14 protein-coding genes and 1 riboswitch are annotated in these 13,577 nt (G+C 71.9%); of the genes, 5 read left to right on the forward strand and 9 right to left on the reverse strand.

The window, feature by feature from the left end; genetic code table 11:
* Positions 1-12: 12 nt before the first annotated feature.
* Positions 13-399, forward strand: a complete 387-nt coding sequence (locus N4G70_RS03925; RefSeq protein ID WP_261710940.1) for a hypothetical protein — start codon at positions 13-15, stop codon at positions 397-399.
* 51 nt (positions 400-450) lie between these two features.
* Here N4G70_RS03925 and N4G70_RS03930 read toward each other — a convergent pair whose 3' ends face one another.
* The 6 genes from N4G70_RS03930 to glnII form a co-directional block, all read right to left on the reverse strand.
* A complete protein-coding gene (locus N4G70_RS03930) occupies positions 451-1,941 on the reverse strand; it encodes a DUF1996 domain-containing protein (RefSeq protein WP_261710941.1) in 1,491 nt (496 codons plus the stop codon).
* A 100-nt stretch (positions 1,942-2,041) separates the two neighbouring features.
* Positions 2,042-3,187: a methyltransferase gene (locus N4G70_RS03935; RefSeq protein ID WP_261710942.1), complete on the reverse strand. Its 1,146-nt coding sequence runs from the start codon at positions 3,185-3,187 to the stop codon at positions 2,042-2,044.
* A 71-nt stretch (positions 3,188-3,258) separates the two neighbouring features.
* The gene (locus N4G70_RS03940; RefSeq protein ID WP_261710943.1) at positions 3,259-3,906 is read right to left on the reverse strand and encodes a response regulator transcription factor; all 648 of its coding nucleotides are present in this window, start codon (positions 3,904-3,906) and stop codon (positions 3,259-3,261) included.
* A complete protein-coding gene (locus N4G70_RS03945; protein ID WP_261710944.1) occupies positions 3,891-5,156 on the reverse strand; it encodes a histidine kinase in 1,266 nt (421 codons plus the stop codon). Before N4G70_RS03945 ends, N4G70_RS03940 begins: the two co-directional genes overlap by 16 nt.
* A 159-nt stretch (positions 5,157-5,315) precedes the next feature.
* On the reverse strand, positions 5,316-5,897 hold the full coding sequence (locus tag N4G70_RS03950; RefSeq protein ID WP_261710945.1) for a winged helix-turn-helix domain-containing protein: 582 nt from the start codon (positions 5,895-5,897) through the stop codon (positions 5,316-5,318).
* A 376-nt stretch (positions 5,898-6,273) separates the two neighbouring features.
* Positions 6,274-7,305: a glutamine synthetase gene (glnII, locus tag N4G70_RS03955; RefSeq protein WP_261710946.1), complete on the reverse strand. Its 1,032-nt coding sequence runs from the start codon at positions 7,303-7,305 to the stop codon at positions 6,274-6,276.
* Positions 7,306-7,619: 314 nt separating this feature from the next.
* Here glnII and N4G70_RS03960 point away from each other — a divergent pair, with 314 nt between their 5' ends.
* Positions 7,620-8,540, forward strand: a complete 921-nt coding sequence (locus N4G70_RS03960; protein ID WP_261710947.1) for a Gfo/Idh/MocA family protein — start codon at positions 7,620-7,622, stop codon at positions 8,538-8,540.
* An 80-nt stretch (positions 8,541-8,620) separates the two neighbouring features.
* On the opposite strand, the gene N4G70_RS03965 is transcribed toward N4G70_RS03960, so the two are convergent.
* The gene (locus N4G70_RS03965) at positions 8,621-8,980 is read right to left on the reverse strand and encodes an arsenate reductase family protein (protein ID WP_261710948.1); all 360 of its coding nucleotides are present in this window, start codon (positions 8,978-8,980) and stop codon (positions 8,621-8,623) included.
* A gap of 117 nt (positions 8,981-9,097) precedes the next feature.
* Here N4G70_RS03965 and N4G70_RS03970 point away from each other — a divergent pair, with 117 nt between their 5' ends.
* Positions 9,098-9,379 carry a hypothetical protein gene (locus tag N4G70_RS03970; protein WP_261710949.1) on the forward strand — a complete coding sequence of 94 codons (282 nt, stop codon included), beginning with the start codon at positions 9,098-9,100 and terminating at the stop codon, positions 9,377-9,379.
* A gap of 229 nt (positions 9,380-9,608) precedes the next feature.
* Here the strand turns inward: N4G70_RS03970 and N4G70_RS03975 are convergent, their stop codons facing one another.
* The gene (locus N4G70_RS03975) at positions 9,609-9,971 is read right to left on the reverse strand and encodes a metalloregulator ArsR/SmtB family transcription factor (RefSeq protein ID WP_261710950.1); all 363 of its coding nucleotides are present in this window, start codon (positions 9,969-9,971) and stop codon (positions 9,609-9,611) included.
* Positions 9,972-10,047: 76 nt separating this feature from the next.
* A riboswitch (cobalamin riboswitch) is annotated at positions 10,048-10,259 on the forward strand.
* 28 nt (positions 10,260-10,287) lie between these two features.
* On the opposite strand from N4G70_RS03975, the gene N4G70_RS03980 reads away from it, so the two are divergent.
* Positions 10,288-11,397, forward strand: a complete 1,110-nt coding sequence (locus N4G70_RS03980) for a HoxN/HupN/NixA family nickel/cobalt transporter (protein ID WP_261711369.1) — start codon at positions 10,288-10,290, stop codon at positions 11,395-11,397.
* Between the two features lie 61 nt (positions 11,398-11,458).
* Here the strand turns inward: N4G70_RS03980 and N4G70_RS03985 are convergent, their stop codons facing one another.
* Positions 11,459-12,349 carry a LysR family transcriptional regulator gene (locus N4G70_RS03985; protein ID WP_261710951.1) on the reverse strand — a complete coding sequence of 297 codons (891 nt, stop codon included), beginning with the start codon at positions 12,347-12,349 and terminating at the stop codon, positions 11,459-11,461.
* A gap of 118 nt (positions 12,350-12,467) precedes the next feature.
* On the opposite strand from N4G70_RS03985, the gene N4G70_RS03990 reads away from it, so the two are divergent.
* Entirely contained in the window at positions 12,468-12,833 is a 366-nt protein-coding gene (locus tag N4G70_RS03990) for a nuclear transport factor 2 family protein (RefSeq protein WP_261710952.1), read from the forward strand.
* The last annotated feature ends 744 nt before the right edge of the window (positions 12,834-13,577 follow it).

The following is a 13,577-nucleotide window of genomic DNA, read 5'->3' on the forward strand; positions in this document are numbered from 1 at the left end:
CAGGATGGGGTGATGCGAAACCATGCACGAGTGGTCCTTGGGGCGGTTGTGGCACTCGCCGTGCTGACCGGGTGCGACGCGTCGTCGCCGAAGCCTTCGAAGACCGCGGGCGGAACCCTGGAGGAGCTGGCCGCCCGCGCCGACTGCCGGCCGGTCCTCTCGACGGACTCGGCCGAGCTGCGCCGGGCCAACTGCACGACGGCGGACGGCCGTTATGTGCTGGCCACCTTCGCCACCGACCGCGGCCAGCGGGAGTGGATCAACGAGGCGAAGGACTACGGCGGCGCCTATCTGGTGGGCCGCAAGTGGGTGGCGGTGGGCGAGCAGTCGGTGGTCACGGCACTGCGCGGCCGACTCGGTGGCAGTGTCGAGACCGGGACCATGCATTCCGGACACTGACCGGGTCGGCCGCGCGGCGGCAGATGCCTCCTCGCGCCCTGGCGCGGGGGCTCAGGCGCAGGAGCGCCCCGAATTGACGCAGTCCACCACCTTCCCCATCAGCGCGTCGCTGAAGACGTCGATGAAGTCACCGTGATCGGTGACGGGCTTGTGGAGCTGCTCGGGGAACGAGTCCACCGCGAAGGCGCCGGCCTTGGCGGGCAGGTCGTAGACGATGCGCTGCACGAGCTGGGGAATCGCCTTGAATCCCGCCGGACAGGCACCCGACTTGTCGGCGAAGGCGACATGGGTGCGGTGATTGGCGCTGTCGATGTTCTTTCCGTCCCAGCAACTCTGGAAATTGAAGGTGCGGACCACTTTGCTGCCCTGGGGGCACAGCGGGTATTTGTCCTTGAGCTGGCGGTTCTCGAATCCGGTGCAGCTCCAGGAGGCATTGGCATTGGCGTCGCCATTGGTGAACGCCTTCGCGTCGCCGGTGATGATCCGCAGGAACCGGGGCATCGCGGTGACCTTGCCCACCGGGCTGCCGACGAACCGGATCGTCGCCTGCGCCGGGGTCTGGATCTTTCCGACGTTCTTGTCCTTGCCGCCGCCCTTGGCCTTGGCGTCCACGTCGTTGCCCTGGCCGAGAAGGCGGACGACCGGCCAGTAATAGGTGGACTTGTCGCCCTGGTTGCGGCAACTCGTCTTTCCCCGGGCCAGATCGTTGTCACTGGCGAAGGCGTCCGTCGCCTGGTTTCCGACGTAGTCGTGCATATGGTGGGCGCCATTTCCCACACCCGGCGCGACGATCACGTTGTCGGGGTTGCGTTTGCCGTTCTCGTTGCGCCCGCAGTCGCTGGTGAAGCTCCCGGTGGAGGCGCCGCGCCGGGCGGGCGGGGCGGCGACGTTCGGGCGCACGGACCGGATGTCGACGAAGTCGCGGCGGGAGAGACCGGAGGCGGAGGCGGCGAACGACTGGACGCCGACATCCTCGCCCTGACCGTTCCCCTGCCCGTCCTGGCCGCCTTGAGCGTCCTGCCCGTCCTGCCCGTTCTGGCCGTCCTGCGCACCGGACGACGGGTCGTCGGCGGCCCGCATCGTGCAGGGCGCGAGGCCCTTGCCGTTGAGGTCGCGCTGCCCGGTGGCGTCCGCGATGCGCCCGATGGAATCGGTGCGCTGCTCTTTCAGCGGGGCGAGCACCATCGAGTCCGCGAGGCGGGGATCGCGCTGGATCCGGTCCTTGTTGTCGGCGAACGTCGTATACGCGTCAGTGATCTGGGTATCGAGGTCGGCCAGCTGGCGGTCGACCCGCGACTTCGCGGAATCGGGCACGGTGGACAGGGAATTACCGACGTCCGGACAGTCGATGGTCGACACCATGCGCATCTGCGCCATGTCGTGCCCGGACGACCCGTGGCCGCCCCCGCCGCCCTCACTGGCGGACGCGTAGAAATTGACCGCGGCGAGCCCGCCTCCCCCCAGGATGAGCGCGGCCGCGGCCAGCGTCATCCGGCGGGGAAGGGTCGAGCGTTTTCGGGGTGAGCGTGCGATGCGTCCCATGGAACTCCTTCGCTTGAAGCGCGCAGTTCCATACGCAAGTGAGGGGTGGGGCGTTCAACGGCTCCGGAGATTAACGGGAGTTGACACCCGCCCCGACGGCTCAGCGCGCCCGCTTCACCGCACGCAGCACCACGAACTTCGGGTCGGACGCCATGACGTCGCAGGCGCCGAACATCCGGCGGAGCTTCTCGTGGTAGCCGAGGTGGCGGTTGCCGACCACCCACAGCTCACCGCCCTCGCGCAGCGCGGCGCGGGCGTCGGCGAACATCCGCGAGGAGGTGCGGTCCGTCGTCGCCTGGTGGGTGTGGAACGGCGGGTTGTTCAGGACCAGGTCGGCGCTCTCGGGCGGGAAGTCGGCCAGGCCGTCGCCGAGCCGGAACTCCGCCTCGCGGTCGGGCCCCGCGCACATCCGGAAGGTGGCCTCGGCCGACGCCATCGCCGGGTGCGACTCGTCGACGAAGGTGACCCGCGCCTCCGGGTTGGCCAGCGCCGCGGCCGTCCCCACGATCCCGTTGCCGCAGCCCAGGTCCACCACGTGGTCCGGGCCGGTGCGCTCGGGCAGGTGCTGGAGCAGGAAGCGGGTCCCGATGTCGAGGCGGTCGGCGCAGAACACCCCGGCGTGATTGGTGACGGCGAGCCCGGACGCGGGGCCGATGCCCAGCTCCAGGGAGTACGTCAGCGGCCACGGGTTGCGGGGCCTGGCGAGCTCCGGATCCACGGTGGTGAAGATCAGCCGTGCCTTCTTCTCGGCCAGCGAGGTCTTCGTCGGGCCCAGGATCCGCTCGAACAGGTCCAGCGTCGAGGTGTGGATCTCCTTGACCATCCCGGCGCCGACCACGACCGTGCCCGCGTGCAGCGAGGGCGCGATCCGCAGCAGCTGGTCCTCCAGGAGCCCGAGGCTCTTGGGCACCCGTACGAGCAGCACGTCGACGCGCTCGGGCACCTCGTCCCGGGTCGACAGCAGGCGTACGGAATCCGGCGCGCGGCCCGCCCGCGCCAGGTTGGCCCGGGTCGCCTCCTGGGCCAGGAACGAGTCGCTGATCTGTACGGGGTGGTGCTCGGCAAGGGCCGTGGTGAGCGCGCCCCAGCGGTCGCCGGTGACGACGACGGTCCCCGACAGGTCCAGGTCCCCGATGGTGGCGAGGTGGCGCAGCAGATACTCGTCGGCGGCGTCCCAGGCCCGCAGCGGGTCGCGGGGGTCTTCGGGGAATCGGGTCAGTTCGTGCTCGCCCCAAGGCGTGATCATGCGGTTCATTGTCCGCCAGGCTAACCCGGATCGGCCGGCCGTCCCCGCCGCGGCGGCCGGGCGGGTCCGCCTCAGCCGCGGTCGAGGTAGGCGAGCACCGCGAGCACCCGGCGATTGTCGTCGTCGGAGACCGGCAGGCCCAGCTTCGCGAAGATGTTGGAGGTGTGCTTGGCGATGGCCCGCTCGGTGACGACGAGCCGCTCGGCTATCGCCGCGTTGGAGCGGCCCTGCGCCATCAGCTCCATCACCTCCAGCTCGCGCGGGGTGAGCTTGCCGAGCGGCTTGTCCTGCGCCTTGCGGGAGAGCAGCTGCTGGATCACCTGGGGGTCCATCGCGGTGCCGCCGGCGGCCACCCGGCGTACCGCGTCCACGAACTGCGCCGCGTCGAACACCCGGTCCTTGAGCAGATAGCCGACGCCGCCGGTGCCGTCCGCCAGGAGCTCGCGCGCGTAGAGCTGCTCCACGTGCTGGGACAGGACCAGGACCGGCAGGCCGGGCCGGGCCCGGCGGGCGGCGAGCGCGCACTGGAGGCCCTCGTCGGTGTGCGACGGCGGGAGCCGGACATCGACGATCGCGACGTCCGGCTCCAGGTCGGCCAGCGCCCGGGTCAGCTCGGGCCCGCTCTCCACGGCGGCGACGATCTCGAAGTCGAACGCCTCCAGCATCCTGACGAGGCCGTCGCGCAGCAGGAACAGGTCTTCGGCTAGGACAACGCGCAAGGGATCTCCAGGGTGACCAGAGTGGGGCCGCCCGCGGGGCTGCTGACGGCGAGCACGCCGTCGAATGTACCGAGCCGCCGCTCGACCCCGTTCAGGCCGCCGCCCGCCCCCGAGGCGGCCCCGCCCCTGCCGTTGTCGCCGACGGAGACGCGCAGCGCGCCCGCCGCGTACGACAGGTCGACCCAGATGCTGTCCGCCGCCGCGTGCTTGACGGCGTTGGTGAGCACCTCGCTGACCGCGAAGTAAGCCGCCGACTCCACCGGCGCCTCGGCGCGGGCCCGCTCCGGCAGATCCACCGAGACCTCCGTGGGCACCGGCAGCCGCAGCGCCAACGCCCTGATGGCGTCGGCCAGTCCACGCTCGGCGAGGACCGGCGGGTGGATGCCGCGCACCAGGTCGCGCAGCTCGGTCAGCGCCTCGGCGGACGAGGCGCGGGCCATCGCGAGGAGCTTCTTGGCCTGCGCCGGGTCCGTCTCGACGAGCGCCTCGATGGTGCCCAGGTTCATCCCCATCGCGACGAGCCGCGCTTGCGCTCCGTCGTGCAAGTCCCGCTCGATGCGCCGCAGTTCGGCCGCCGAGGTGTCCACGGCGTCGTGCCGGGTCTCGGTGAGGCGGTCGACGCGCTGGGCCAGTTCGGCCTCGCGGGAGGGGGCGAGCACCGCGGCGGCGAGCCTGAAGTGGGCGCGCAGCAGGGCCGGGTTGACGAACAGGCCGAGCGCGAACATCGCGGTGCCGAGCGCGGCGGCCGCGAACGCGCTCGCCTGGCTGGTGACGTGGATGAACAGGAACCAGTCGCCGCCCGCGTCCGCGATCGGCCGCCACACCCCGAGCGCGAGCACCCAGCCGTAGCCGAGGTAGGCGAGCAGGGTCCCCGGCAGGAGCGCGAGCACGGCGCCCGCGGTCATGTCCACTAGGAGCCAGCGCAGATCGTGCCAGGTCGCCGGGGACCGCAGCAGCGCCGCGCACCGCTGGACCGCGCCCATCCAGCCGGGGCGGCAGGGCACCGGGGGGTAGGCGGAGCCGATCCGCACCCCGCTCCACTGCGCGGCGAGCCTGCGCCGGATGTCGGCGTGCGCGCGCACCCTGCCGAGGACGGCAGGTGTGGTCACCACCCCGATGCCGAGCGGGATGAGGCCGATCGAGACCACGGCGAGGACGAACAGGACGATCGAGGCGGTCAGCGCGCTCAGTGCCACCGCGACGCCCCGCGCCCCCGCCGCCAGTCCCTCGCGTGCCCTGCTCGCGTTCATCGTGTCCCCGTCTCCCTCGCCCGTGCTGCCGGACCTCAGTGTCGCCGAGCCCCGGACCCCGGGTCACGGGGTCCGGCCCCCGGGCGGGGGGTGTAGCTGGCGACACCCCGGTGGCCGGTACGGGCGGGGGGAGCGGCCCGGCGAGCACCGTCGAGGGGATCAGGGGGCGTACTTGTAGCCCACCCGGCGCACGGTCTGGATGGCCCCGCGGTGTTCGGCGCCCATCTTGCGGCGCAGCCGGGCCACATGGACGTCCACGGTGCGGCCGTCGCCGACGTGCCCGTAGCCCCACACCGTGGTCACGAGCTGGTCGCGGGTGTGCACCCGGTGCGGATGCGCCACCAGGTGGGCGAGGAGCTCGAACTCCAGGTAGGTGAGGTCGAGTTGGCGCCCGTGCACCGAGGCGATCCGGCGTGCCCCGTCGATCCGTACCAGGGCGTCACCGCCGGTGCCGGGCTCGACCGGCACGGGCGTCAGGGACTCGGGGGCCGCCGCCAGGACCGGGGGCTGGTGGTCGGCCGGGACCAGCACCAGATAGCCGACCATCGGGGGCCGCCCCGGCAGCGCGGGCAGGGTGTGCTGGGGGGCGGGCAGCCAGGTGGCGCCCGGCGGAAGGAAGTCGAGGACCTGGGCGGCGGCCGGCTGGGCCACCTCGTCGCGGTCCACGGCCCGCAGTCGGTGCCGGCCCCGGGGGAGAGGGGCGGGGGCGTCGGAGGGCTGGAGGGTACGGGTGTTCGCCATGAGGGGTCAGCTCTTTCGCGCGGAGAGTCGTCGGCAGGGGACGTACGTCGTTGCGCGCGGGCCGAAGGCCTGGAGGGGATCGAGGCGTTAGAGGGCCGGCGCGTTCCTCGCGCGGCAACACACCCGGTCGAAGTCGTGGTCCTGACGCGACGGCCAGAACGGCTCGAGGTCGGTGCGACCTGTCGAGGTGCTCGGGGCGCTGGTCATGCCCCCATTCAACCAGACGAGGGGCCCGGCGCAGCAGCCCCCTCCCACGGACTGATACGGGCCGGGGGCACAGCGTGACCGGAATCGGTCGCTCCGAAACGCGGCCCGGAACGCCGAGGGGCGCCCACCGGTCAACGGCGGGCGCCCTGGCGGCACTTGGGGCAGCTGCTCAGACCTGGCCGGCCTTCTCCAGGCCGGTGCAGCAGGTGTCGACGATGAGCCGGGTCACCACATACGGGTCGACGTTGGCGTTCGGGCGGCGGTCCTCGATGTAGCCCTTGCGGTCCACCTCGACCTGCCATGGGATGCGGACCGAGGCGCCGCGGTCCGAGACGCCGTACTTGTACTGGTCCCACGGGGCCGTCTCGTGCAGACCCGTCAGCCGGTCGTCGATGCCGGCGCCGTAGTTCTTGACGTGGTCCATCGGCTTGGAGCCCTCGCCGAGCGCCTCGCACGCGGTGATGATCGCGTCGTACCCCTCGCGCATCGCCCTGGTGGAGAAGTTGGTGTGCGCGCCCGCGCCGTTCCAGTCGCCCTTGACCGGCTTCGGGTCGAGGGTGGCCGAGACGTTGAAGTCCTCGGCGGTGCGGTACAGGAGCCAGCGCGCGATCCACAGCTGGTCGGAGACCTCCAGCGGGGAGAGCGGGCCGACCTGGAACTCCCACTGGCCGGGCATCACTTCGGCGTTGATGCCGGAGATGCCGAGGCCCGCGGCGAGGCAGTGGTCGAGGTGGTTCTCGACGATCTGGCGGCCGAAGATCTCGTCCGCGCCGACGCCGCAGTAGTAGCCGCCCTGCGCGGCGGGGAAACCGCCCACGGGGAAGCCGAGCGGGCGGGCGCCGTCGAAGAAGGTGTACTCCTGCTCGATGCCGAAGATCGGCTCCTGGTCCGCGAACCGCTCCGCGAACGGACGCAGCAGCGCGCGCGTGTTGGACTCGTGGGCGCTGCCGTCGATGTTCAGGACCTCGCACAGCACCAGGATGTCGTCGCCGCCGCGGATCGGGTCCGGGTAGGAGGCGACGGGCTTCAGGACGCGGTCCGAGGCGTGGCCCTCGGCCTGGTTGGTGCTGGAGCCGTCGAAGCCCCAGATCGGCAGCTCGGCGACGGCGACGGGCGACCCGGCCATGATCTTCGTCTTGGAACGGAGCTTGGCGGTCGGCTCGGTGCCGTCGATCCAGATGTACTCGGCCTTGTACGTCACGGAAGCCATCCTTTGCGGGAGCTGCGGGTTGCCTGCGCGCTGCCACGCTGCGGCGCTGCTGTATGCCCGGAGCCTCACACCCCGAAATTTCCCGGCCGTTGCCCGTTTGTGAACCCGGTGTTACCTGACGGGGCGAAGGGCCGCCCGGAGCCCGCCCGCTCTGCGGTTCCTCCGATAGCGGCGCCCGGGGCCTCGGCGCTTCGTCCCAGAAGGCGGCCCGCCCACCGCTCACGACACCGCCGCGTCCGGCTCGTATACCGCGACAGTCGGCCGCTCTTCGCGCGGTGCCGGTCGCCCGGGGCAGACTGGACGCCATGAACGACACCGCCGCCCCCGCTCGCATCGGCCTCCTCGGCACCGGCCCCTGGGCCGCCGCCACCCACGCCCCGGCGCTCGCCGCGCACCCCGGCGTCGACTTCGTGGGGGTGTGGGGGCGCCGGCCCGAGGCGGCGGCCGTGATCGCGCGCGAGCACGGGGTGGCGGTGTACGAGGACGCGGACGCCCTGTTCGCGGAGTGCGACGCCGTCGCCTTCGCGCTGCCGCCGGACGTCCAGGCCCCGCTGGCCGTGCGCGCCGCGGCCGCGGGCTGCCATCTGCTCCTGGACAAGCCGGTCGCCACGGACGTGGCGAGCGCCCGTGCGCTGGCCGACGCCGCCGAGCGGGCCCGGGTCGCCTCCGTCGTGTTCCTCACGCTGCGGTTCGCGCCGGAGACCGCCGCGTGGGTGGCCCAACAGGCCGCCGAGGACGGCTGGTTCACCGGACGGGCCCAGTGGTACGCGGCCCTGTTCGCGCCGGGCGCCGAGCACAGCCCCTACGCCGCCTCGCCCTGGCGCGGCGAGAAGGGCGCGCTGTGGGATGTCGGCCCGCACGCCCTGGCCGTGCTGTCCGGGGTGCTCGGCGAGGTGACGGGGCTGACGGCCGCGGCCGGGTCCGGCGACACCGCGCACCTGGTCCTGCGGCACGCCTCGGGCGCCTCCAGCACCGCCGACCTCAGCTTCACCGCGCCGCCGGCCGCCGCGGGCGTCGAGGTGTCGCTGCTCGGGGCGCGGGGCGCCACCGCAATGCCCGAATGGGACGGCGCGCTGGGCGCGTTCGCCGCCGCGATCGACGCCCTCCTCGACGCGGCCCGCACCGGGGTGCCGCACCCCTGCGACGTACGGTTCGGGGCGCGGGTCACCGAGCTGCTGGCCGACGCCGAGGCCCAACTCGGCCGCGCGTCGCGTACGGGGGCGTAGCGGGACAAGCCCGTGTACGAGCCCGGCGGGACAGCCCGGCGCGTACCGGGCTCAGCGGGACAGGGCGTCGCGTACCGGGCTCAGCGGGACAGGGCGTCGCGTACGGCCTCGTCGGTGCGGCCCACCACGGCCGTGCCGTCGTCCGCCGTGATGATGGGGCGCTGGATCAGCTTGGGGTGTTCGGCAAGGGCCGTCACCCAGCGCTCGCGGGAATCCGCGTCGCGCGGCCAGTCCTTGAGGCCGAGCTCCTTGGCGGCGGCCTCCTGGGTGCGGGTGATGTCCCACGGTTCGAGGCCGAGCCGGCCGAGCACGGCCCGGATCTCGTCGGGCGAGGGCACGTCTTCGAGGTAGCGGCGCACCGTGTAGTCGGCGCCCTCGGCGTCCAGCAGGTCCACCGCGCTGCGGCACTTCGAGCAGGCCGGGTTGATCCAGATCTCCATGCCGCAAGGTTACCCGCGAAGGACCCTCAAAGCCCCGCTGGCCAGGGCCGATTGTCAGTGCCCCGCAGTAAAATCGAGGGAGTAAGTGAGGGTCCCCGACCGCCCAGGAGGATGCCCATGACCGCTGCCGTACTCACCTCGCAACGCCCGAAACAGCTGTCCCTCCAGCCCCTGCACAAGGTGCCGCTGCCCGCGGGTCGCCCGCGGGTGTGGTACGAGTCCCACAACCGGCGCCTGAAGGCCATGCGCCTGGCCATCGCGCTGCTCGACACCGGCGTCTACCGCCCCGAGCAGGCGCCCGACCGCGCGATACGCACCATGGCGGCGCTCATCGGGGTGCACCCTCCCTCGGAGGCCACCTGCCGCATGGTGCGCGCGCTGATCTACGACGGCCGCTGACGCACGACGGCCGCTGATGCACGACGGCCGCTGAAACATGACGGCCGTTGATCTGCGACGGCCGCTGAAACACGACGGCCGTTGATGTACGACGGCCAATTGATCCACGACGGGGCCGCCCGCCCGGATCGTGCCGCGCGGCGACATCGCGGACTCGATCCGGGCCGGGTGCGGCCGCGGTGATTCGGGCCGGGCGCGGCTGGAGGCGGGAACAGCCCCAACTCCCGCCTCACACCGGCACGTTCGCCGCGCACTCGTCGAGGAGCCGCGCCGTCGCCTCGTCGACCACCCGATAGCGCACCACCCGCCCCTCCTTCTCGCCGGCGACCGCTCCGGCCGCCCGCAGCAGCCGAAGCGCCTGCGAGACGGCGGGGTCGCGCATGCCCGTCGCCACGGCGAGGTCGGAGACGGCCAGCGGGCCCGCCCGGTGCAGGGCGAGGAGCAGGGCGAGCCGGTTGGCGTCGGCGAGCAGCGAGAACCGGTCGGCCCAGGCCCGCACCCGGTCCGGGTCACCGATGGCCGCGACGGCGTCGCAGACCCGGTGGCCGTCGATGATGCGGTGGCCGGCGCGGTCGGCGGGAACGAGATGCATGCCCGCATCCTCCCAGGGGCGCGCCGCCCGGGCATGTGTGATCTTCGATACCTGCACAGCTGTGCAGCTGTGCGGGCAACTGGTCAGCGTCTAGGGTGACCTGGCCGTGGTGTTCGGGAAGACCGGTGCGAAACCGGAGCGGCCCTCGCCACTGTGATCGGGTTCTCCGGCTTCGGAGAGCCGCCGTCCCCTCGCGTCGCCACTGGCCAGGATCCACCTGCCCGGGAAGGCCGGGACCAAGGCACCCACCCGTCAGCCAGGAGACCGGCCGCGGCATCTCACGAAGTGATCCACGAGGTGCTGGAGCGTGACCCGTATGACCCTGCCCGTCCGCACGTCCCCCGATGCGGGCGTCCCCGTGGCGCCCTCCTTCCGCTGGCGGCGCGAGGACACCGTGCGCACCGCCGTCCTCCTCGCGGTGATAGCCGCCCTCCATGTCGTCGCCTTCGGCGTCCTGTTCCTGCTCGTGGCCCCCGAGCACTACGCCGTCGGCACCAAGACGTACGGCGTGGGCCTCGGCATCACCGCGTACACGCTCGGCATGCGGCACGCCTTCGACGCCGACCACATCGCGGCCATCGACAACACCACCCGCAAGCTGATGGCGGACGGCAAGCGGCCGGTCTCCGTCGGCTTCTGGTTCGCGCTCGGCCACTCCAGCGTCGTGGTCGTCCTGGCCGCCCTGGTGGCCGGCGGCGCGCAGCTCGCCGGCATCCTCCTGAACGAGGACTCCAGCACCCACCAGGTGCTCGGCGTCGTCGGAACGACCGTCTCCGGTTCCTTCCTGTATCTGATCGCCGCCCTCAACCTGGTGGCGCTCTTCGGCATCCTGAAGGTGTTCCGCGCGATGCGGTCGGGCGCGTACGACGAGCGGGAACTCGAAGCCCACCTGGACTCGCGGGGGTTCATGAACCGCATCCTGGGCCGCTTCACCAAGTCCATATCCCGGCCCGGCCAGATGTTCCCGCTGGGCTTCCTCTTCGGCCTCGGCTTCGACACCGCGACCGAGGTCACCCTGATGGTGATGGCCGGCACGGGCGCGGCGGCCGGGCTGCCCTGGTACGCGATCCTGTGCCTGCCCCTGCTGTTCGCCGCCGGGATGAGCCTGTTCGACACCCTCGACGGCACGTTCATGAACTTCGCCTACCAGTGGGCGTTCTCCAACCCGGTGCGCAAGGTCTACTACAACCTCACCATCACGGGCCTCTCCATCGCGGTGGCCTTCTTCATCGGCACCATCGAACTCGTCGGCGTCCTGCACAAGAAGCTCGACCTCACCGACCCCGTCAGCGGCTGGGTGGCGGCCCTGGACCTGGACAACGTCGGCTTCGTCATCGTCGGCCTGTTCGTGGTGGTGTGGGGTGCGGCACTGGCGTACTGGCGGTTCGGCAAGGTCGAGCAGAAGTGGGCGGCGGGCGGCGCCTGAGACGGGGGCCCGCGCCCGCTCGGCCGGCCCCGCGCGCCGGACCCGGCCCGACCCGGTCCGGCTAGCCGGCGCCGGACATGCCGAACGCCTTCCGGCCGTGCGCGAGGAACGCGCGCACCGCGGGGCTGTGGGCGGGCTTCCAGACGAGGGAGAGGAAGGCGGGCGTCTCGGCGTCGTCGATGAGCCGGGCGGTGAGGCGGTCGCGGTAGTGGGCGGCCATCGACTCGCTGAGGACGGCGACACCGAGCCCGCGGGAGGCGAGGTCGGCGATCGCGTCCGCGGCGCCGGCTTGCAGCGCGATCACGGGGTGGAGGGCCTGCGCGGCGCAGACCTGGTCGAAGACGGTACGCAGCCCCGTCCCCGGAGGCATGCACACGACCGGGTACGCGCTCAGGTCGCGCAGGGTGACCCGGCGCCGCTCGGCGAGGGCGTGGCCGGCCGGGACCGCCGCGACCAGCCGCTCCTTGACGATCGTCAGCGCGTCCAGCCCCGGGTGGGTGGCGTTCGGCGTCCCGATGAGCGCGAGATCCAGGGTGCCGGCGCGAACCCCCTCCACGAGCCGGTCGGAGTTGTCCTCCAGGAGTGAGATCTCCACGCCGGGGTGGGCCCGGTGGAACGCGGCGAGGGCGTCGAACAGCGGCGTGATGGTGCAGCCGATGACCATCCCGACGCTCAGCCGCCCCCGGATCAGCTCGGTCACCTCACCCACCGCCTGGCTGACCGCCCCGGCGGCGGCGAGCGCGGCCCGGGCGTGATCGAGAGCGGCCTTCCCCGCGGTGGTGAGAGTGGCGGCGCGGGCCGACCGGTCGAAGAGTTCGGCCCCCAACTCCCGCTCCAGCTGCCGGATTTGGGCACTGACGCCCGACTGGCTGATGTGCACCCGCTCGGCGGCCCGGGTGAAGTTCCGCTCCTCGGCGACCGCGACGAAGTATTCGAGCTGTCTCAGATCCATGACTCTGGATTCTAGTTCCCAGTAGATCCATCTGTTGGACTTCTACTGAGCCCCTGACGAGACTGGACTCCACGGAAGCGCGGACGACCGCCGCCGTCGCCGAGACCAGGAGGACCCCATGTCGGAGTACGAGAAGGCCATGCGGCCCGAGGACATCACGCGTCTGTTCGTCGAGCGGTCCAACGCCGGCGACGCGGCCGGGGTGGCCGCGCTCTACGAGGAGGACGCGGTGCTGGCCTACCCGCCGGGCAGCCGGACGGTGGGCCGCGAGGCGATCCGCGAACTGTGGGAGAAGGTGCTCGCCCACCGCCCCCACTTCGACCAGGAGCAGCCCCTGCCGACCCTGATCAACGGCGACATCGCCCTCACCGCGACCCCCCCGAAGGACGGCACCGGCGCCCGCGCCCAAGTGGTCCGCCGCCAGCCCGACGGCTCCTGGCTCCGCTTCCTGGACCAGCCGGAGTTCGTTTCGCCGGGGGAGTGAGGGGGGCGCTGCACGCCGCAGAGCGCGCGGCCGAGGCTGATTCCGGGCACGACGGTGCGGGCTTCGTCACTCGTTTGGGATCGAGTCGGAGTTTTCCACCCGCTATCCCGTCCAGCAGGCCGGCGGGCAGACGATTCTCGAGCTCCAGTACCCCCGCCGGTGCGGACGGCGCCCTCCGTTCGGGCGCCGACTCCCCCCGGGTGTTCCCGGCTGTGGCATTGGGATGCCCAGTTGCGCCGTTGAGCGAAGGCTGCCCGCTGCCGGTTCGCTCTCTCAAACAGCCTTTTCCAGCGTCTCGTTGACCGAATCAGGGTTCGTTTCGCCCCCTTCCATTCTCTCCGAGCGCATGGCCCCCGTTGTTCGTGTCGCTCGCGAGGGGGTCCGCGGAGGTACCACGAGGCGAGTTGGGTCGAGTCCCGGGACCGGCGTCACCACTCAATTCGTTTCTGACCTGTCGCCATGCCCGAATGATCTGTGGTACTCGCGAAAGCAGGTCGCTTATTTGTGCCATCAGCAGCGTGACGCAGCCGAACGCGGCCAGAATGAAGACAGTCACCTCGTCCCAGCTCATGGCCTGGCTCCCAGGCTCTGCTGGTCTGCGCTGCAATGTAGGGAAAGTCGCAGGACCGGGGGACTGGCCTTGAGTGGATGGTGGAGATCGAGGGCGCGGACGGCGGAATCCGGGGTAGTGACGTGCATTGGTGAAGGAGATGCCTGGTCCAGGAAGTAGTCATCCCAGGGGAG

The sequence above is a fragment of the Streptomyces sp. ASQP_92 genome (assembly GCF_025399895.1).
GTDB lineage: Bacteria > Actinomycetota > Actinomycetes > Streptomycetales > Streptomycetaceae > Streptomyces.